This is a genomic window from Pseudomonas sp. Y24-6 (assembly GCF_020295325.1).
GTDB classification, from domain to species: domain Bacteria; phylum Pseudomonadota; class Gammaproteobacteria; order Pseudomonadales; family Pseudomonadaceae; genus Aquipseudomonas; species Aquipseudomonas gregormendelii.
Genome location: NZ_JACBXG010000008.1, coordinates 221,391 through 238,994 on the forward strand (window position 1 = coordinate 221,391; position 17,604 = coordinate 238,994).

Sequence of the window (17,604 nt, forward strand, 5' to 3'; positions counted from 1 at the left end):
TCCGTGACGGGCAGGTACAGCAGTGGGTACTAAACGCTATGTAGCGAAATATATAGCGAAATACCTGCAAACGGAACTCGATTGTATACATGTTGCCGAGAACGATCCCCGTAGGCGCCTTTGCCAGCTCCTACAGAGTGAGGCGGCTCAGGTCAAGTGGATCAGCTTTGCCAACCCTTCCTCTGCCAGTTTGCGGGTCAGTTCTGCCGTGCTCAGCTCCTTCCCGAGGGGAAACGCCTGCCCTGCCCAGAGGTTGCTGAAGTCGGCTTCTCCCTTGGCACGCAGTGGCAACAACGCGCCCCCGGCAAGCGGAAAGGCCGGGGCCTTGTCACTCATTGGCCCCAGCTCGCGCATCACTCGATTGAGAATGCCCCGTGCCGGGCGGCCGGTGAAAAGATTGGTCACGGCCGTGTCACTTTCCCTGGCGGTGCGCAGTGCCTTGTGATGAGAGGCGCTGACCTTGGCTTCCGGGGTGAACAGGTAGGCGGTACCGACCTGCACCGCGCTCGCTCCCAGCATGAACGCAGCCGCCACGCCACGGGCGTCACTGATGCCGCCTGCGGCAATCACCGGGATTTTCACGGCATCGACTATCTGCGGCACAAGGGCGAATGTACCCACCTGGCTACTCAGGTCGTCGCTGAGGAACATGCCCCGATGCCCCCCCGCTTCATTGCCCATGGCAATGATCGCGTCGCAACCGTGCTGTTCCAGCCAGATCGCTTCTTCGACCGTAGTAGCGGACGACAGCACTTTTGCGCCGGTCGCCTTGACGCGGTCGAGCAGTGACTTTTCCGGCAGGCCAAAATGAAAGCTCACCACTTGCGGTCGCAGTGCCTCTACGACTTCGCAGGTGGCGTTATCAAACGGCGCGCGATTGGACACCGGCGTCGGCGCATCGAAATCCACGCCCAGTTCGCTGTAATAAGGCTCCAGCAGATTCTTCCAGTCCCGGGCACCTTGTTCGTCGGCCACGGGCGGTTGATGGCAGAAAAAATTCACGTTGATCGGGCGTTGGGTCTGCGCGCGAATGACCTTCAGTTCTTCGCGCAGTTGGTCGGTGCTCAACAGGGCTGCGGGCATGGACCCCAGGCCTCCGGCGTTGCTCGCCGCGATCACCATGGCCGCACCCGTCGCGCCAGCCATGGGCGCCTGGATGATCGGCAGCTCGATGCCAAGCAGGTCAAGAATGCGGGTATCTGGCCATTGACTCATTTTGGGGGCTCTCCGGCAGGTAGGCAGGGCAGGGACAGTCGGGCTGGATTTGTACCAGCAATCGCGGCGCCAAGGCCAGTGCTGCCGCAGCGCTCATTTCAAACAAGTCTCACGTCCAACAGCCGTATCGGGGCGTGCTTCGCGCTCCAGCAACTCTCGCTTGCGCTCCACACCCCACCGATACCCCGACAGGTCGCCGTCACTGCGCACCACGCGATGACAAGGAATCGCCACTGCCAGATGATTTGCGCCACACGCCTGCGCTACCGCCCGGAAAGCTTTCGGGGCGCCGATCTGCCGGGCAATTTCAGCATAACTGGCGGTGCTACCCGGCGGAATATCCCGCAGCGCCTGCCATACCCGCTCCTGAAACGCCGTTCCGCGCACATCCAGGGGCAAATCCAGGCCCAGGGCCGGGGCTTCGATGAAGCCGACGACCTTGGCAATCAATTGCTCGAAGGCCTGATCAGCCCCCAGCAGATTGGCCTGACGAAACCGATCCTGCAGATCGCAGACCAACTGATGCGGGTCGTCCCCCAGCAGGATCGCGCACACCCCGCGCTCGCTTTGCGCCACGAGGATCGCGCCGAGTGAGCACTGGCCCACGGCAAAAAGAATGTCGTTGTTCTGGCCGGCGGCGCGGTAATCGGTCGGTTTCATGCCCAGTACATTATCCGCCGCTGCGTAGAAGCGGCTATTGGAGTTAAATCCGGCGTCGTAGAGCGCCTCGGTGACCGAGCCGCCATCGCCCAGGCGCTGGCGCATTTTGCGCGCGCGATGGGCGCAGGCATAACCCTTGGGGGTCAGGCCAGTGATCGCCTTGAACACCCGATGGAAGTGAAAGCTGCTCATGCCTGCTGCCGAGGCGAGATCATTGAGCACCGGCACTTGCTCGGCGGTTTCTATCTGGCGGCACGCCGCTGCTACAGTCGCGGCATGCTGCGCGGCGAGATCACTTTGATCCTTCGCCGCCCTGTTGCTTGGGCGATATCCTGCTGCCTGGGCTTGCTCGGCAGTATCGAAGAACTGCACATTCTTTGGATTGGGCAAGCGCGCCAGGCTACTGGGGCGGCAATAGACCCCCGTGGTTTTCACCGCATAGACGAATTGCCCGTCTGCGCGCGGATCGCGCGCAACCACGGCAGCCCAGCGGGGATCGTCCTCGATGGCGCCAGTCGTCGAAGGAGTGGTCATGGCTTCACCTGCATGGAAGGGTTTGATCCAGCTTAGGGGGTCGCGCGCTACGCAACACTCCGCGGCTTGCGATTGAACTCGAAAGGCTCACCGCGCCGCCCGGAAGGTGAAGTTGATGCGCTGCTCCCCCAACCGTGGATGCTGGCCGTCCTTGATAGGCAATACCCCGTGATAGCGCAAGCGATCGACACCGCCCCATACCACCACATCGCCATGAAACAGCGACACTTTCTGGCATTTGTCACCGCGTTCGAATCCACCAAACAGGAAGACCGCCGGCAACCCCAGGGATACCGAGACGATTGGCGCTGCCATGGACGTCTCGTCCTTGTCCTGATGCAATGACATTTTTGCACCGGGGGCATACCGGTTGATCAGGCAGGAGTCAGGAACAAAGCCTGCAAATCCAGCTTCCAGGGCGGCTGCCTGGGCAAGGTGGAGAAACACCTCGGGCATTGGCGGCCAGGGCTTGCCGCTCGATGGATCGTGGCGGGTGTAGTGATAGCCACTGCGGTCGGTGGTCCAGCCCCAGGTACCGCAGCTGCTCAGCGCGGCCGACATGGTGAAGCCCCCTGGGGTCACCATTTGCCGAAAAGGCGCGGCCGCGAGGACAGCATCCAGCTCCGGCAGCAAACGTTCAAGCCAGGGCAGGACGAAACCCCGCAGCACCCAGGATTGCTCGGCAATCTGCTCGCGCTTTGGCGGTTGCTCAGGTTCGTGATCGGCGAACAGGTCCAGGGTGAAAGAGCTCATAGGTGGTCACTCATCGAGACGATGATCAGCGATTCGCAAGATGTCGGCGTTACAGTGCCTTGCTCACGCTGATCTCGCTGATGACATCTTCGCCCTGGCCGTGAATCACGTCCAGCGCGGCCTTGGCTTCTTCGGCAGTGCCGTTTTCAAGCTGGGCGAACTCAAACCGGCGTTCGCCGTTGAGCTTGTATTTGATGACGTACTTGGTCGTCTGGGCCACGGTCATACCTGCAAGTCGGGAGGTGGAAATGCCACTCAGCTCAGTTTCGAGCTGGAGCGGCGGATGATCTTGATCGAGTGCGTGAGGGTCGGCTTGCGGGTCACGCTGATCGCCCGGTTGGTCACCGTGTCGATTGTGATGTTCCAGAAACCGGTGCTCGGTGCGGTAATCCGCGCCGGAAAAGTGTCGAACGCGCCGCCGTGGTACGTGTGGCGACCACCATTCTTGAAGCTGCGGAAGTTGGCGTCGTTCATCAAGCGGATGTTGCAGGTTTGCGAGCATTGAATGACGACAATGTCGTCTTCGTTCAGGTGCTCGCGCTGGTGGATAAATTTCATGAGGCGCCTCCAGAAGGGCTTTTTCTACAAAATCAAAACGATAGCTGGGCAATTGCCGCAGTTTATCAGCCCGAACAGGTTATTATCCGGTCGCCTTGGTCCACTTTGGCAATAAATGCAGAATTTTGGACATCCATCAGCGATTAATGCAGGCAGCCTCGGAGAAAAACAGCATTTGTGCTGTCGGAGGGTCTTTATCGGAGGTTTTATATGAAGTGGGGTGTAGGGTTACTGCCGTTGGCGTTGGTGATCAGTGGTTGCGCAAGTGTCTCGGAGATCAATGAAACGCTGCCGACCATGAGCGTGATCTCCGGCAAGAAACCCCATGAATATGCGCAGTGCCTGACCGAAAAGCTTGCCAGCAGCCGTGGCGCCTTGCAGGTTGAGCCGCACAAGGATGGCGTGCGCGTCATCGTACCGCAGAAGTTTTCCTCGGGGCCGGCCGCCGTATTTGATATCGAGGACCGTTCCAGTGGCAGCAGCATCAAGCTGCACGAGCGCATTTCCAATGTGCCGTTGCGCCCCACGGATGTGCGCGACGCTGCAACTGCCTGCATTTCCGGCTGATAGAATACCGCCGGTCAGCACTGATGCCGCCTCAGCGACGCTTTGGCGGCATTGTCATTTCTGGAGTCGAGCATGAAGCGAGAGCAAGTACGGGAACGTCACGCCGAAGGGAGTATTTCGGCCACCCATGTGATTCAGAATCCGGCGAACTCGGGGGAGTGGATCGTTTTCTTCAAGAAGAGCGCCGGGCGCAGTTACTTTCTGGTGGATGATAACGACGAAGTCGAGTCCTTCAGCCGTCTCGACGATCTGATCGAGACCGTTCGCGGCCTCGGGATCAAATTTGCGGAAATCCACATGTAGGGCAGGGCGCCTTACTTGCAGACCACCACCACACTGCGGTTTTTGAAGTTGCCGACGTCCACCCCAAGGGTTTTGTCGCTTTCCTTCAACGAAGGTGTGCCGTCGGTGCCGACGATCCGGTAGCCGGTGCCAGCGCAGGAGGCATCGGCTTTTTCATAGCAGGTGGCCCAGGAATTTGCCTCTCCGGAACAGTCGATGGCCAGGCCTTGTTCCCCGTTGTTGAGGTAGGTGGTTTCAGAGGTGGCGCAGCCGCTCAGGGCCAATACTGCAATCAGTGGCAAAAATTTATTCATGTCGTTGTCGTCGTCAGGATGATGGGGCTAAGCCTGTGACAGCGCTGGCATCAAAAGGTTATAGCCAAAGGCCACTTATTACCGTCTTATCTAAAACTGCCCGCAAAAAAAGCCCTGCGCGAGTCAGGGCTTGGGTGCGACAGGTACTGATCAGCGCTTGTCTTTGCCACGTCGGCCAGTGCTGGCGTGTTCCAGCTCCAGTACCGATGCTACCTCAATCGCCATCGCCTCTGTCGGGAAGGCTCCGGCGCCGACATCTTCACCGTTGGCACCCGCTACTCGCCATTCGCCAGGCTTGACTTGCTTGATCTGGTAACCGTTGACTATTTTTGCTTCCGACATGTATCTGCCTCGTTGGCTGGTTCAATTGCGCAATGATAACGCCAAATGCACTCACCGGGTGCTGATGGGCGTATGGTGGTGCGATTGCGCGCCGATTTTCCCGTCGGCGCACGGCGTCCAGCTTTTCTGCTATCTATAGGAGGCGAATTGTTCTGGGGAACTATCCGACAGAATATTTCTCTATGATGGCATCGGTTAGCCAGTGCGGGGCATTGTAAGGTGCCCGCCGCCTGATTAGACTGCGCCGAAACTCGTACACACAGCCCTTACAAGGACTTTTATGATCAAGAAATGCTTGTTCCCAGCAGCCGGTTACGGTACTCGCTTCCTGCCAGCGACTAAAGCCATGCCCAAGGAAATGCTGCCGGTGGTAAACAAGCCACTGATCCAGTACGGCGTTGAAGAAGCCCTGGACGCTGGGTTGACCGAAATCTCCATCGTGACCGGCCGCGGCAAACGCGCGCTGGAAGATCACTTTGACATCAGCTATGAGCTGGAAAACCAGATCAAGGGCACCGACAAGGAAAAATACCTGGTCGGCATCCGCAAGTTGCTCGACAACTGCTCGTTCTCCTACACCCGCCAGACCGAAATGAAAGGTCTGGGCCACGCCATCCTGACCGGCCGTCCGCTGATCGGTGACGAACCCTTCGCCGTGGTCCTGGCGGATGACTTGTGCGTGAACCTTGAAGGCGACGGCGTACTGACCCAGATGGTCAAGCTGTACAAGCAGTTCCGCTGCTCGATCGTGGCCATCCAGGAAGTTGATCCGCAAGAGACTCACAAATACGGCGTAATCGCCGGTGAGATGATCCGCGACGACATCTACCGCGTTCACAGCATGGTTGAAAAGCCAAAACCTGAAGATGCGCCGTCGAACCTGGCGATCATCGGTCGCTACATCCTGACTCCGGACATCTTCGACCTGATCGAACAAACCGAGCCAGGCAAGGGTGGCGAAATCCAGATCACCGACGCCCTGATGAAACAGGCACAAAACGGCTGCGTGATGGCCTACAAGTTCAAAGGCAAGCGTTTCGACTGCGGTGGTGCCGAAGGCTACATCGACGCGACTAACTTCTGCTTCGAGAACTTCTACAAGACTGGCAAGGCTTACTGATAGCCAGGCGTGCTTGTAATGAAAAGCCACCTTCGGGTGGCTTTTTCTTTTTCAGGCCCCAAATAAACGCCCAGCACTTGCCCAGCATGCGTGTGCAGGTATGCTGTTGACCTGCCGAGGAGATTGAAGATGGCCTACGATTTTGACCTTTATGTGATTGGCGCCGGTTCTGGCGGTGTGCGGGCTGCTCGATTTGCTGCCGGTTTTGGCGCGAAAGTGGCCGTGGCCGAGAGTCGCTATCTGGGTGGCACTTGTGTGAACGTCGGCTGCGTGCCGAAAAAGCTGCTGGTCTACGGCGCGCATTTTGCCGAGGACTTCGAGCAGTCGTCCGGTTTCGGCTGGACACTGGGCGAGGCGAAATTTGACTGGGCGACCCTGATTGCCAACAAGGACCGCGAGATCAATCGCCTCAACGGCATCTACCGCAATCTGCTGGTCAACAGCGGTGTGACGTTGCACGAGGGGCATGCCAAGATCGTTGATCCGCATACGGTCGAGATCAATGGCGAGCGTCACACGGCGAAGAATATCCTGATCGCCACCGGCGGCTGGCCGCAGGTCCCGGAAATTCCAGGGCACGAGCATGCCATCAGCTCCAACCAGGCATTCTTCCTGAAAGAGCTGCCAAAGCGCGTGCTGGTAGTCGGTGGCGGCTACATTGCCGTCGAGTTTGCCGGGATCTTCCACGGCCTGGGCGCCGACACCACCTTGCTGTATCGCGGTGATCTGTTCCTGCGCGGCTTCGACGGCGCGGTGCGCAAGCATCTGCAGGAAGAGCTGACCAAGCGCGGCATGGACCTGCAGTTCAACGCCGACATCGAGCGCATCGACAAGCAGGCCGATGGCAGTCTCAAGGCCACCCTCAAGGACGGTCGTGAGCTGGAAGCCGATTGCATTTTCTACGCCACGGGCCGCCGGCCGATGCTGGATAACCTCGGGCTGGAAAACACGGGCGTCAAGCTCGACCAGAAAGGCTTCGTCGAAGTTGACGAGCAATACCAGACCGCCGAGCCGTCGATCCTGGCGCTGGGTGATGTCATCGGTCGGGTCCAATTGACGCCTGTCGCGCTGGCTGAGGGCATGGCGGTCGCGCGACGCCTGTTCAAGCCCGAGCAATACCGTCCAGTGGATTACAAAATGATCCCGACCGCGGTGTTCAGCTTGCCGAACATCGGCACTGTCGGCTTGACCGAGGAAGAGGCGCGGGACGCCGGGCATGAAGTGGTGATCTACGAAAGCCGTTTCCGCCCGATGAAGCTGACCTTGACCGAGTGTCAGGAGCGTACCCTGATGAAACTGGTGGTCGACGCGAAGTCCGACAAGGTGCTGGGTTGTCACATGGTCGGCCCCGACGCCGGTGAAATCGTTCAGGGCCTGGCGATCGCGTTGAAGGCTGGTGCGACCAAGCGCGACTTCGACGAAACCATCGGCGTCCATCCGACGGCCGCCGAAGAATTCGTCACCATGCGTACGCCGGTCGATCGTTAATCGGCTGTTGCCGCGTCTGGGGCTGTCGCAACGGCAGTCGCCAGGCGCATGCTTTCATCAAGGCTCGCCCGGGTCTTCTGCAGTTCTGCTTCCAATCCCTTGTTGAGCTGCGACTGCTCTTCAACGCTCTGTTTAAGCGACTGGCTTTCCAGCAACGCCGCGCGCAGGCGTTCCTGGAGGAGGGTGCGCTCGCTGTCGATGCGGTTGACCTGCTCCAGCAACTGATCCTGGCGGTTATGGGTGTGCTTGAGCTGTTCCTGCAACAGGCTCAGCTCGCGCAGCGTGCCACGGTTCTCCGTCAGCAGGCGTTCATTGTCCCGATGCAGCTGCGTGATTTCGTCCTGGCGTATCAAGGCGCTCTGCTGGGCCTGGCGCAGCTCCATCTGAATCTGTTGCACCTGCCCTTCATGGCGGCGCTGCTCCTGCTCACGCTGTTCCTTGACCGCGTTGCGATAGTGCTCCAGCGCGTCGCGGGCGTGCAGGTGCTTTTCTTCCAGAGAGCGAATCTGCTCATCCTTGTCCTGCAAGCGTAATTCGAAATCTGCCAGCGCCTGGTTGAGTCCAGCGTTGCGCGTCTGCTCGGTCTGCAATAACGCGAGCGTGTTCTGCAGAGTGTCCGATTCCTGGGTCAGGGCCAGTGTTTGCACTTCGTATTGCTGTTGCAGCTCGGTGTTGGCTTCCATCGCTTGGGCCAGCTGTGCGTCCAGTGCCTTTTTTTGCTGATCGAACTGCGCGCGAGCTTGGTCAATGGGTTCCTGCGCCTGCTCTTTAAGCCGTTGGGCGAGGCGGGCGACCAGCCCGGCGAGCTCGTCATCGATCGGTTCGCTGGTCGCATCTGCAGGCTCGCCAGCGTCGTCGAGCTCCTTCAAATATCGGTGAATAGTAGTCTTTGAGCCCGTATTGCCCATTTCTATGCGTACAGCGTCAATGCTCGGGTGTTCGCCCCGGGCAAGGATTGCCAGGCGTGCCGTTTGAACCACTGCTTTGTTAATGCCGCCGCGAGCCATGAGCTCTCCTACGATTTCGTACTGTGGTACATACCACTAAAAAACGATTGTACCATGATTAGATAAGCAGATAAAATCCTTGAATCCTAACATGGGATATATTGGTATTATCCCGTGTGATATGCTTTCTCAGGTGTCAGCGGCCCCCAAATCCGTACACAACGCCCTGTAGGAGCGAGCTCGCTCGCGAAAAACCGCAAAGCGCCGCTGGCCATCTGACCCACCGCATCATCGTTAACGACCATCGCGAGCAAGCTCGCGCCTACAGAAGGCAAGTTCCATGAGCGGGTTTGATCGTCCAGAAGGCAGGTCGCATGAGCGAGCTTGATCGTTACCTTAATGCCGCCACCCGCGACAACACCCGGCGCAGTTACCGCGCCGCGATCGAGCACTTCGAAGTCAGCTGGGGCGGCTTCCTGCCCGCGACCGCCGACAGCGTCGCGCGTTATCTGGTGGCGCATGCCGGCGTGCTTTCGATCAACACCTTGAAGCTGCGCTTGTCGGCGCTGGCCCAGTGGCACAGCAGCCAGGGATTTGCCGACCCCACCAAGGCGCCGGTGGTGCGCAAGGTGTTCAAGGGCATCCGCGCACTGCACCCGGCACAGGAAAAGCAGGCCGAGCCGTTACAGCTGCAGCACCTGGAGCGGGTGATTGCCTGGCTTGAACGAGAGGCGCAGATCGCTCAGGCCGAACACGATCAACCGGGCTTGTTGCGCGCCAGGCGCGACACCGCGCTGATCCTCTTGGGATTCTGGCGAGGATTTCGCAGTGACGAGTTATGTCGCGTCCAGATCGAGCACGTCCAGGCCAGCGCCGGTGCCGGAATCAGCCTGTATTTGCCGCGCAGCAAGGGTGACCGTGACAACCTCGGCAAGACCTACCAGACGCCAGCGCTCCAGCGCTTGTGCCCGGTGCAGGCCTATATCGCCTGGATCAGCGCCGCCGCGTTGGTGCGGGGCCCGGTGTTCCGCGGTATCGACCGCTGGGGACATTTGAGCAAGGAGGGCTTGCACCCCAACAGCGTGATTCCTCTATTGCGCCAGGCGTTACAGCGCGCAGGCATCGCCGCCGAGCACTACACCAGCCATTCCCTGCGCCGGGGTTTTGCCACTTGGGCCCATCAAAGCGGCTGGGATCTGAAATCGCTGATGAGTTACGTCGGCTGGAAAGACGTGAAATCGGCGATGCGTTACGTCGAGGCCAGTCCGTTCCCCGGCATGACCCGCCTGGTCGAAAAGCCACTGGCGTCCTAGATTCCGTTTTCTTCTATTAATACTGTCGGCTAATAGCGAAAACCAATCAGCAGCATGAGCTTTGCCAATGAGCCATCGAGGGATTGGATAGGTAGGATTCATCTCATCAACTTTTCAACCCCTGACGGAGAGTCATCGATGCCTATCATCAACAGCCAAGTTAAACCGTTCAAAGCTGACGCCTTCAAAAATGGCGACTTCGTAAAAGTCTCGGACGCTGACCTGAAAGGCAAATGGTCGGTCGTATTCTTCTACCCGGCGGACTTCACCTTCGTTTGCCCAACCGAGCTGGAAGACCTGGCCGACAACTACGAAGCGTTCCAGAAGCTGGGCGTTGAAATCTACAGCGTGTCCACCGACACCCACTTTGCCCACGCTGCCTGGCACAACACTTCGCCAGCCATTGGCAAGATCCAGTACACCATGATCGGCGACCCTACCCATGCCATCTCCCGCAACTTCGACGTGCTGATCGAAGACGCTGGCCTGGCTGACCGTGGCACCTTCGTGATCAACCCTGAAGGCCAGATCAAGATCGTTGAACTCAATGATGGCGGCGTTGGCCGCGACGCTTCCGAGCTGCTGCGCAAAATCAAGGCCGCTCAGTACGTTGCTGCTCACCCAGGTCAGGTTTGCCCAGCCAAGTGGAAAGAAGGCGAGGCTACCCTGGCTCCGTCCCTGGACCTGGTCGGCAAGATCTAAGACTGTGAAAGCACTATCAGGGCGGGTTTCCGCACCTCAGTAAGCTGCAACCGCCCACTAAAAACGCCCGGGCGAGACTTGCTCGGGCGTTTTTTTATGCCTGCTTTATATGAATTCGAAAAAAGGAAATCGCCCGTATGTTGGACGCCAATCTTAAAGCCCAGTTGAAGTCATACCTGGAACGGGTCACCCAGCCGATCGAGATCGTTGCTTCCCTCGACGACGGTGCGAAATCCCAGGAAATGCTCGCGTTACTGAAAGACGTTGCCAGTCTTTCCAACCAGATTACCTTGCTCGATAACGGTGACGATGCACGCAAACCATCGTTCTCGATCAATCGCCCAGGTGCCGATATCAGCCTGCGTTTCGCCGGCATCCCGATGGGCCACGAATTCACCTCGTTGGTGCTGGCCTTGCTGCAAGTCGGCGGTCACCCTTCGAAAGCCAGTGTGGAAGTGATCGAACAGATCCGTTCGCTCAAAGGCGAGTTCAGTTTCGAGACCTACTTCTCGCTGTCCTGCCAGAACTGCCCGGACGTGGTCCAGGCGCTGAACCTGATGGCGGTGCTGAACCCGAATATTCGCCACGTGGCGATCGACGGCGCGCTGTTCCAGGCTGAAGTCGATGAGCGTCAGATCATGGCCGTGCCGAGCATCTACCTCAACGGGGTCAACTTCGGTCAGGGCCGCATGGGCCTGGAAGAGATCCTTGCCAAGATCGACACCAGCGGCATCGAACGTCAAGCCGAGAAAATCAGCGGCAAGGAAGCCTTTGACGTATTGGTCGTCGGCGGTGGCCCGGCCGGTGCGTCGGCCGCGATCTACGCTGCCCGCAAAGGCATTCGCACCGGCGTCGCGGCCGAGCGTTTTGGCGGCCAGGTGCTGGACACCATGGCCATCGAAAACTTCATCTCCGTGCAGGAAACCGAAGGGCCCAAGCTGGCCGTGGCCCTGGAAGAGCACGTCAAGCAATACGACGTCGACATCATGAACCTGCAACGTGCCGACAAACTGGTGCCGGGCAAGGAGGGTGAGTTGCACCAGATCCACTTCGCCAGCGGCGCCACCTTGAAAGCCAGGACCGTGATCCTGGCGACCGGTGCGCGGTGGCGTGAGATGAACGTCCCTGGCGAACAGCAGTACCGCAACAAAGGCGTGGCGTACTGCCCACACTGCGACGGTCCGCTGTTCAAGGGCAAGCGCGTGGCGGTGATCGGCGGCGGCAACTCGGGCGTCGAAGCGGCCATCGACCTGGCCGGGATCGTGTCCCACGTGACCTTGCTGGAGTTCGACGTACAGTTGCGTGCCGATGCGGTCTTGCAGCGAAAGTTGCACAGTTTGCCGAACGTAACAGTCATCACCAGTGCGCAAACCACCGAGGTGACCGGCGACGGGCAAAAGGTTAATGGGCTGCGGTACAAGGATCGCAAGTCAGATGAACTTCGCACCGTCGAGCTGGAAGGTATCTTCGTGCAGATCGGTTTGTTGCCCAACACCGATTGGCTCAAAGGCACCATCGAGTTGTCCCCTCGCGGCGAGATCGTCGTTGATGCTCGCGGTGAGACGTCGATGCCAGGCGTGTTCGCTGCCGGCGACGTGACCACTGTGCCGTACAAGCAGATCGTGATTGCGGTAGGCGAGGGCGCGAAGGCTTCCTTGAGCGCATTCGATCACCTGATCCGCACCTCTGCCCCGGCATAAACGCCGAGGGCTGAATACACAAAAACCCCATGAGCGATCATGGGGTTTTTGCGTTTTGGACGAGCCAAATGTGGTTTGGTTTACATTGGGGCTGGCTGGATGATTTCGACCCAGTAGGCGTCCGGATCCTTGATGAAGGCCAGGCTCTTCATGCGGCCATCGGTCAGGCGCTTCTGGAAGTCGCAGCCCAGTGCCTCAAAGCGCTCGCAGGCGGCGACGATGTCCGGGACCGAGATGCAGATATGACCAAAACCCCGCGGGTCGGTGTTGCCATTGTGATAGGCAAACGCCGGATCATTCTCCGTGCCGTGGTTATGGGTCAGTTCCAGGATGCCTGGAATCGACTTCATCCATTCGGTGCGCGCAGCAGCGTCAGCCGGGATCTGGTCTTTGTCGACCAGCGCCAAGAAGTACAGGCTGAATTCCGCCTCCGGAAAATCGCGTTTTTCCACCAGTGAGAAACCGAGGATTCGCGTGTAGAAATCCAGTGACTTGGTGATGTCCTTGACCCGCAGCATGGTGTGGTTGAAGACGAACTTCTGCGTGGCAGTGTCAGGTTGGGCAGTGACACCGGGGAAGGTGTTCAATTCGTGCAGGCTCATGGGCCCTCCGGTCAGTAAATGGGCTATCGAATGGCAGCAATGATACGCAAGGGATCCGACATCACCAAACCCAAAGCGTCCGCTATTGCCTGACGGGCGGGGTGGGCCCAGACTTGCTGACTCAGCCTTTGAGTACGACCTTGCGATGATTCGATTCTGTTTACTGATAAGCCTGCTGTCGGTAATCACCGCCGCCCATGCTGAACCGGCGCTGATCACCTGGCCCAGTGGCTGGGAAGTGGAAGCCGTGCCCCAGGCAGACGCTGCATCGAAAGTGTCGCGCCAACGTGCAGTAAAAAACGATGTGGGCGGTACTCCCGTGCTGGTGATGGAATTGACCATGACCCCAGTGGAACCCGGGCATCAGGTCAATCTGCAGGGCGTGTTGCTGGAGATGCGCAAGTCGCTGCAAAAGGACTTTTTCCAGGGCGGGTATCAAAGTGTTTGCAACAAGATCCACGAAGCACGCTTGAGTAATTTGCAGGCGCTGGAGACAACTTGCACCATTACCCAGAACGGACGGCACGTGCTCTCTCAGACATTGGTCGCGGCCGTGGGCGCGGATAACGCCTATGTACTTTCTTACGCCGGACAAGCCGAAGCGTACAAGGCTAGTCAGGACGAAATAGCTGCCGCTCGTAACAGTTTGAAACTTTAGCGGTGACTAAAAATTGGAGTAGGACAGCTCTAAAGAATTAAGCATAAAGTAAGTATCTAAACGTAAAAAAGCTCTGCGTTGGCAGTAACACTGAAAGAGCGGGCTTGCTCGCGAAAAACGTCAACGATAACGCGTAAGGCCTGACTAAGCGCGATGTCTCTGGGTTCTTCGCGAGCAAGCTCGCTCCTACGATGATCTTAGCCGCGAAGCCATGACTCGACCGTAGACGCCCCGTACTGTTCCTTCCATGATTTCAGGCCGCGGTGGTTGCCGCCCTTGGTTTCAATCAGTTCACCAGTGTGCGGGTTGTGGTAGACCTTGACCACGCGAGCGCGCCGGGTTTTCGGCGCAGACGCCACCTGCAGGCCCGATTTTGCCGGGTTCGGATCGAGAATGGCGATCACATCCCGCAGGCTCTTGCCATAGGTTTTCATCAGCCCCTGGAGCTTCTCTTCGAATTCCATTTCCTTCTTGAGTCCGGCGTCGTTCTTCAAGGTTTCCAGCTGCTTGAGCTGCTCTTGAAGGGCCTTTTCAGCTGCACGAAATTCAGCAAGTCTGGACAATATCTTCACTCCAATAGTTGTGTGATTGATGCCAGCCGTAAATAAAGCTATAAGCCAGGCGCTTTGAAGCGTTTCAGTGCTAAGGGCTCGCTGGCGCATCTTTGTGTGAACAGTAAAAAGTGTAGTGGTTAATACGAAAAGAGTAAATCATGACTTTTTTACATGTAACAACTCCACCTGTCGAAGTGTTCACAGGCGGCGTTATTAGTACGTCGTTTGAGTCGATAAGTTAACGCCCTGTTAATGCGTTAATGAACTGCGCGCCCGGCATGGGTCGCGCAAACAGATAACCCTGCAGGAAGCCGACCCCACGTGCGGTGAGATAATCACTCTGCTCTTCGGTTTCCACACCTTCTGCAACGATGTCCAGATTCAGCTTTACCGAGAGCTCGATGATGCTGTCGAGGATGTGCCGGGACAACACGTCGGCGCCGATCATCGCGACGAAACTTTGATCGATCTTGAGGAAATCTACGTTGAACTGGCGCAGGTAGCCGAGGCTTGAATGGCCGGTACCGAAGTCATCGATGGCGATCTTCACCCCCAGTTCATGCAGTTGTTCGAACAGCCTGTGAGTGATATCAGTGGGCTCGATCAGTTCTCGCTCCGTCAGTTCCAGCACCAGGCAGACTGAGCCCTGGGTGAAATGGCTAAGGAATGTGCGGCAATCGTTGATCAGTTGCAGGTCCCTGCAGTGACGGGCGGTGATGTTGACGCTGATGCGCAAGGGTTGCTCGAATGAGCTGGCGATGGGCGCCAGCAGTTCGGCGGTTTGCTGCATCAGCGAGCGGGTCATGGGCACGATCAGCCCGGAGTGCTCGGCAAAGGGGATGAACAGGTCCGGCCGCACCAGGCCTTCTTTCGGATGGTTCCAGCGCATCAGCACTTCGGCGCCAGACCACTGTTTACTGTCCCCCGACACGACCGGCTGGAAGTACGGAACAAACTCCCTGGCTTCCAGCGCCCGTTGCATCTCGACACTTGGCGACGTCGAGCGCTTCTGCAGAATGTGCCCGATCAGCCCGGACATCACGCCAAAAAATATCAGCAGGCTGAACAGCGGAGGGTACTCGCTGCTGATATAGCGCCAGGTCTCGCCTTCGGGGAAACCGGCAGTCACATGAAAGGCATAACGCTGCGAGCCCAAGGTGATTTGCGCCACGGGCAGGACGGGCAGGGGGCCTTCGTGGATCTGCCCGTCGGCATCCAGCCAGTCCGCACCTACTTGCAACAAAATGATGGTCTTGCGCCCGATCAGGCGCAGGATATTGCTCAGGTGGTAACCGTCCAGGGTGCTCATCGCCCCCTGTTTGCCTTTGCTGAGTCGATACACCAGCAAAGCGGTGTCAGGTGTCACCCGATTGCCCTTCATCAGCAGTAGCTGCCCGTGGCTATAATCACCCGGTGCTATTTTTTCGTGGGTTTCACCGAACAGCGAGCTGCAATAAATGGTGTCGTCCCACAACAGGTTTGTCGCGCGCACAAAGGGGCGGCGTGTGACTTGTTCGCGCAGGGCAAGATTGACGTCTACACAGGGTTGCCCCGCCAGCGGCAGCAGGTTTTCTGCGGCCTGGGCGGTGTTTTCGAGCATCAGGTCGAACTGGAGGACGGCTTCTTCGGCGGTCAGGCGCGAACCCTGTTCCAGAGTGCGCTGCGCTTGCAGGTAAAGAATGACGCCACCCAGCACGATGGGCAGCAGTGCGCTGAGCAGGGTCACGACAATCCGGGAGCTGCGTTTGCGGCGGGTCTTGGCGCTTAATGGCATTTTTTGTAAGCCCGGGTAACGGGATAGGGCTGTCAACGGCTGGCAGGACCATCACAGGCCCTCCAAAAGAGGCAGACAGCGGCCATGATAGTCGGCCTTTTGCCAGTCTGCCCGGGCCGATGCCCCCTTGCACAGCGGCGTTGAACAGGGATTTGATACACAGGGCGGACAAATATGTTTACGCTGTGTAGAATCGGGTTACGCATACAAGAATAATCGTCTTCTGGCAGCAGAAGCCTCGCCCGTCTTAGCCTTGGGTCGACAATGAAGATATTTGGGTTTCAACTGATCTATGGTGACTTCCTCGCGCGCAGCGTGAGAGGTATCTCCTGCGCGCCGCCCGCCGACCTCAGCATCGCCAGCAACTGACATTTGTTAATTCTGAAAAGCATGATGAGGCGCCGACCATGGCAGATTTATACGAAAACCCAATGGGCCTGATGGGCTTTGAATTCATCGAATTCGCATCGCCGACCCCAAACACCCTGGAGCCGATCTTTGAGATCATGGGCTTCACCAAGGTGGCGACCCACCGTTCCAAGGACGTGCACCTGTATCGCCAGGGCGCAATCAACCTTATCCTCAACAATGAACCCAACAGCGTAGCCTCGTACTTTGCGGCCGAACACGGCCCGTCGGTGTGCGGCATGGCGTTTCGCGTCAAGGATTCGCAGAAGGCCTACAAGCGCGCCCTGGAACTTGGCGCCCAGCCGATCCACATCGAGACCGGCCCGATGGAGCTGCACCTGCCGGCCATCAAAGGTATCGGCGGCGCGCCGCTGTACCTGATCGACCGTTTCGGCGAGGGCAGTTCGATCTACGACATCGACTTCGTGTTCATCGAAGGCGTGGACCGTAATCCAGAAGGCGCGGGCCTGAAGATCATCGATCACCTGACCCACAACGTGTATCGCGGCCGCATGGCGTACTGGGCGAATTTCTACGAGAAGCTGTTCAACTTCCGCGAGATTCGCTACTTCGATATCAAGGGTGAATACACTGGCCTGACCTCCAAGGCCATGACCGCACCGGACGGCATGATCCGCATTCCGTTGAACGAAGAGTCGTCCAAGGGCGCCGGGCAGATCGAAGAATTCCTGATGCAGTTCAACGGCGAAGGCATCCAGCACGTGGCCTTCCTCAGCGACAACCTGATCGACACCTGGGACCGCCTGAAGAAGATTGGCATGCGCTTCATGACCGCGCCGCCTGAAACTTATTACGAGATGCTGGAAGGCCGTCTGCCGAACCATGGCGAGCCGGTTAATGAACTGCAAATGCGCGGGATCCTGCTCGACGGTTCGTCGGAGTCCGGCGACAAGCGCCTGCTGCTGCAGATCTTCTCGGAAACCCTGATGGGTCCGGTGTTCTTCGAATTCATCCAGCGTAAAGGCGATGATGGGTTTGGCGAGGGCAACTTCAAAGCGCTGTTCGAATCGATCGAGCGTGATCAGGTTCGTCGTGGCGTGCTGTCCACTGACTGATTTGGTTCAGGACAAGAGATCGCAGCCTTCGGCAGCT

Annotated in this window: 20 protein-coding genes; 9 read left to right on the plus strand and 11 right to left on the minus strand. The window is 58.3% G+C overall.

Annotated features, from left to right (window positions below):
- Positions 1-147: 147 nt before the first annotated feature.
- The 5 genes from HYI44_RS17260 to HYI44_RS17280 all read right to left on the minus strand — a co-directional run bounded on the left by HYI44_RS17260 (position 148) and on the right by HYI44_RS17280 (position 3,720).
- On the minus strand, positions 148-1,215 hold the full coding sequence (locus HYI44_RS17260) for an NAD(P)H-dependent flavin oxidoreductase (RefSeq protein WP_225570038.1): 1,068 nt from the start codon (positions 1,213-1,215) through the stop codon (positions 148-150).
- A 93-nt stretch (positions 1,216-1,308) separates the two neighbouring features.
- Entirely contained in the window at positions 1,309-2,409 is a 1,101-nt protein-coding gene (gene ada / locus HYI44_RS17265) for a bifunctional DNA-binding transcriptional regulator/O6-methylguanine-DNA methyltransferase Ada (RefSeq protein ID WP_122840609.1), read from the minus strand.
- An 87-nt stretch (positions 2,410-2,496) separates the two neighbouring features.
- Positions 2,497-3,162, minus strand: a complete 666-nt coding sequence (gene alkB, locus HYI44_RS17270) for a DNA oxidative demethylase AlkB (RefSeq protein WP_122840608.1) — start codon at positions 3,160-3,162, stop codon at positions 2,497-2,499.
- 49 nt (positions 3,163-3,211) lie between these two features.
- Positions 3,212-3,382: a hypothetical protein gene (locus HYI44_RS17275; RefSeq protein ID WP_163019503.1), complete on the minus strand. Its 171-nt coding sequence runs from the start codon at positions 3,380-3,382 to the stop codon at positions 3,212-3,214.
- A gap of 35 nt (positions 3,383-3,417) precedes the next feature.
- The gene (locus HYI44_RS17280; protein ID WP_045058306.1) at positions 3,418-3,720 is read right to left on the minus strand and encodes a DUF1883 domain-containing protein; all 303 of its coding nucleotides are present in this window, start codon (positions 3,718-3,720) and stop codon (positions 3,418-3,420) included.
- 210 nt (positions 3,721-3,930) lie between these two features.
- Between HYI44_RS17280 and HYI44_RS17285 the strand changes: the two genes are divergently transcribed.
- Positions 3,931-4,287: a hypothetical protein gene (locus HYI44_RS17285; protein WP_122840607.1), complete on the plus strand. Its 357-nt coding sequence runs from the start codon at positions 3,931-3,933 to the stop codon at positions 4,285-4,287.
- 72 nt (positions 4,288-4,359) lie between these two features.
- Complete coding sequence (locus HYI44_RS17290) at positions 4,360-4,590, plus strand: hypothetical protein (RefSeq protein ID WP_045058308.1); 231 nt, start codon at positions 4,360-4,362, stop codon at positions 4,588-4,590.
- 11 nt (positions 4,591-4,601) lie between these two features.
- On the opposite strand, the gene HYI44_RS17295 is transcribed toward HYI44_RS17290, so the two are convergent.
- Positions 4,602-4,883, minus strand: coding sequence for a lipoprotein (locus HYI44_RS17295; protein WP_045058309.1), 282 nt, complete (start codon positions 4,881-4,883; stop codon positions 4,602-4,604).
- A 150-nt stretch (positions 4,884-5,033) separates the two neighbouring features.
- Positions 5,034-5,225 carry a hypothetical protein gene (locus tag HYI44_RS17300; RefSeq protein WP_045058310.1) on the minus strand — a complete coding sequence of 64 codons (192 nt, stop codon included), beginning with the start codon at positions 5,223-5,225 and terminating at the stop codon, positions 5,034-5,036.
- A 280-nt stretch (positions 5,226-5,505) separates the two neighbouring features.
- Here HYI44_RS17300 and galU point away from each other — a divergent pair, with 280 nt between their 5' ends.
- Positions 5,506-6,345, plus strand: a complete 840-nt coding sequence (gene galU / locus HYI44_RS17305) for a UTP--glucose-1-phosphate uridylyltransferase GalU (protein ID WP_010460715.1) — start codon at positions 5,506-5,508, stop codon at positions 6,343-6,345.
- Positions 6,346-6,474: 129 nt separating this feature from the next.
- Positions 6,475-7,833, plus strand: a complete 1,359-nt coding sequence (gene gorA, locus HYI44_RS17310; protein WP_225570039.1) for a glutathione-disulfide reductase — start codon at positions 6,475-6,477, stop codon at positions 7,831-7,833.
- Here gorA and HYI44_RS17315 read toward each other — a convergent pair.
- Positions 7,830-8,840 (minus strand): DNA-binding protein, encoded by a 1,011-nt coding sequence (locus HYI44_RS17315; protein ID WP_225570040.1) that lies wholly within the window; start codon positions 8,838-8,840, stop codon positions 7,830-7,832. The two genes, gorA and HYI44_RS17315, sit on opposite strands and share 4 nt — an antisense overlap.
- Before the next feature lie 314 nt (positions 8,841-9,154).
- Here HYI44_RS17315 and HYI44_RS17320 point away from each other — a divergent pair, with 314 nt between their 5' ends.
- From HYI44_RS17320 to ahpF, 3 genes are all read left to right on the plus strand, one after another.
- On the plus strand, positions 9,155-10,093 hold the full coding sequence (locus HYI44_RS17320; RefSeq protein WP_225570041.1) for a site-specific integrase: 939 nt from the start codon (positions 9,155-9,157) through the stop codon (positions 10,091-10,093).
- A gap of 138 nt (positions 10,094-10,231) precedes the next feature.
- A complete protein-coding gene (gene ahpC / locus HYI44_RS17325) occupies positions 10,232-10,795 on the plus strand; it encodes an alkyl hydroperoxide reductase subunit C (protein WP_045058314.1) in 564 nt (187 codons plus the stop codon).
- Positions 10,796-10,932: 137 nt separating this feature from the next.
- Positions 10,933-12,495: an alkyl hydroperoxide reductase subunit F gene (gene ahpF, locus HYI44_RS17330; protein ID WP_122840603.1), complete on the plus strand. Its 1,563-nt coding sequence runs from the start codon at positions 10,933-10,935 to the stop codon at positions 12,493-12,495.
- Positions 12,496-12,575: 80 nt separating this feature from the next.
- On the opposite strand, the gene gloA is transcribed toward ahpF, so the two are convergent.
- A complete protein-coding gene (gloA, locus tag HYI44_RS17335) occupies positions 12,576-13,097 on the minus strand; it encodes a lactoylglutathione lyase (RefSeq protein ID WP_225570042.1) in 522 nt (173 codons plus the stop codon).
- Between the two features lie 145 nt (positions 13,098-13,242).
- On the opposite strand from gloA, the gene HYI44_RS17340 reads away from it, so the two are divergent.
- The gene (locus HYI44_RS17340) at positions 13,243-13,755 is read left to right on the plus strand and encodes a DUF4946 domain-containing protein (protein ID WP_225570043.1); all 513 of its coding nucleotides are present in this window, start codon (positions 13,243-13,245) and stop codon (positions 13,753-13,755) included.
- Positions 13,756-13,952: 197 nt separating this feature from the next.
- On the opposite strand, the gene HYI44_RS17345 is transcribed toward HYI44_RS17340, so the two are convergent.
- Complete coding sequence (locus HYI44_RS17345; RefSeq protein ID WP_045058318.1) at positions 13,953-14,318, minus strand: histone-like nucleoid-structuring protein, MvaT/MvaU family; 366 nt, start codon at positions 14,316-14,318, stop codon at positions 13,953-13,955.
- A 229-nt stretch (positions 14,319-14,547) separates the two neighbouring features.
- Positions 14,548-16,083 carry an EAL domain-containing protein gene (locus HYI44_RS17350; protein ID WP_225570044.1) on the minus strand — a complete coding sequence of 512 codons (1,536 nt, stop codon included), beginning with the start codon at positions 16,081-16,083 and terminating at the stop codon, positions 14,548-14,550.
- A gap of 407 nt (positions 16,084-16,490) precedes the next feature.
- Between HYI44_RS17350 and hppD the strand changes: the two genes are divergently transcribed.
- A complete protein-coding gene (gene hppD / locus HYI44_RS17355) occupies positions 16,491-17,567 on the plus strand; it encodes a 4-hydroxyphenylpyruvate dioxygenase (protein WP_122840599.1) in 1,077 nt (358 codons plus the stop codon).
- Positions 17,568-17,604 lie beyond the last annotated feature (37 nt).

Coding starts and splice junctions, on each gene's coding strand:
- HYI44_RS17260 (WP_225570038.1), bottom strand. CDS start 1,215: ATGAGTCAATGGCCAGATACCCGCATTCTTGACCTGCTTGGCATCGAG.
- ada (WP_122840609.1), bottom strand. CDS start 2,409: ATGACCACTCCTTCGACGACTGGCGCCATCGAGGACGATCCCCGCTGG.
- alkB (WP_122840608.1), bottom strand. CDS start 3,162: ATGAGCTCTTTCACCCTGGACCTGTTCGCCGATCACGAACCTGAGCAA.
- HYI44_RS17280 (WP_045058306.1), bottom strand. CDS start 3,720: ATGAAATTTATCCACCAGCGCGAGCACCTGAACGAAGACGACATTGTC.
- HYI44_RS17285 (WP_122840607.1), top strand. CDS start 3,931: ATGAAGTGGGGTGTAGGGTTACTGCCGTTGGCGTTGGTGATCAGTGGT.
- HYI44_RS17290 (WP_045058308.1), top strand. CDS start 4,360: ATGAAGCGAGAGCAAGTACGGGAACGTCACGCCGAAGGGAGTATTTCG.
- HYI44_RS17295 (WP_045058309.1), bottom strand. CDS start 4,883: ATGAATAAATTTTTGCCACTGATTGCAGTATTGGCCCTGAGCGGCTGC.
- HYI44_RS17300 (WP_045058310.1), bottom strand. CDS start 5,225: ATGTCGGAAGCAAAAATAGTCAACGGTTACCAGATCAAGCAAGTCAAG.
- galU (WP_010460715.1), top strand. CDS start 5,506: ATGATCAAGAAATGCTTGTTCCCAGCAGCCGGTTACGGTACTCGCTTC.
- gorA (WP_225570039.1), top strand. CDS start 6,475: ATGGCCTACGATTTTGACCTTTATGTGATTGGCGCCGGTTCTGGCGGT.
- HYI44_RS17315 (WP_225570040.1), bottom strand. CDS start 8,840: ATGGCTCGCGGCGGCATTAACAAAGCAGTGGTTCAAACGGCACGCCTG.
- HYI44_RS17320 (WP_225570041.1), top strand. CDS start 9,155: ATGAGCGAGCTTGATCGTTACCTTAATGCCGCCACCCGCGACAACACC.
- ahpC (WP_045058314.1), top strand. CDS start 10,232: ATGCCTATCATCAACAGCCAAGTTAAACCGTTCAAAGCTGACGCCTTC.
- ahpF (WP_122840603.1), top strand. CDS start 10,933: ATGTTGGACGCCAATCTTAAAGCCCAGTTGAAGTCATACCTGGAACGG.
- gloA (WP_225570042.1), bottom strand. CDS start 13,097: ATGAGCCTGCACGAATTGAACACCTTCCCCGGTGTCACTGCCCAACCT.
- HYI44_RS17340 (WP_225570043.1), top strand. CDS start 13,243: ATGATTCGATTCTGTTTACTGATAAGCCTGCTGTCGGTAATCACCGCC.
- HYI44_RS17350 (WP_225570044.1), bottom strand. CDS start 16,083: ATGCCATTAAGCGCCAAGACCCGCCGCAAACGCAGCTCCCGGATTGTC.
- hppD (WP_122840599.1), top strand. CDS start 16,491: ATGGCAGATTTATACGAAAACCCAATGGGCCTGATGGGCTTTGAATTC.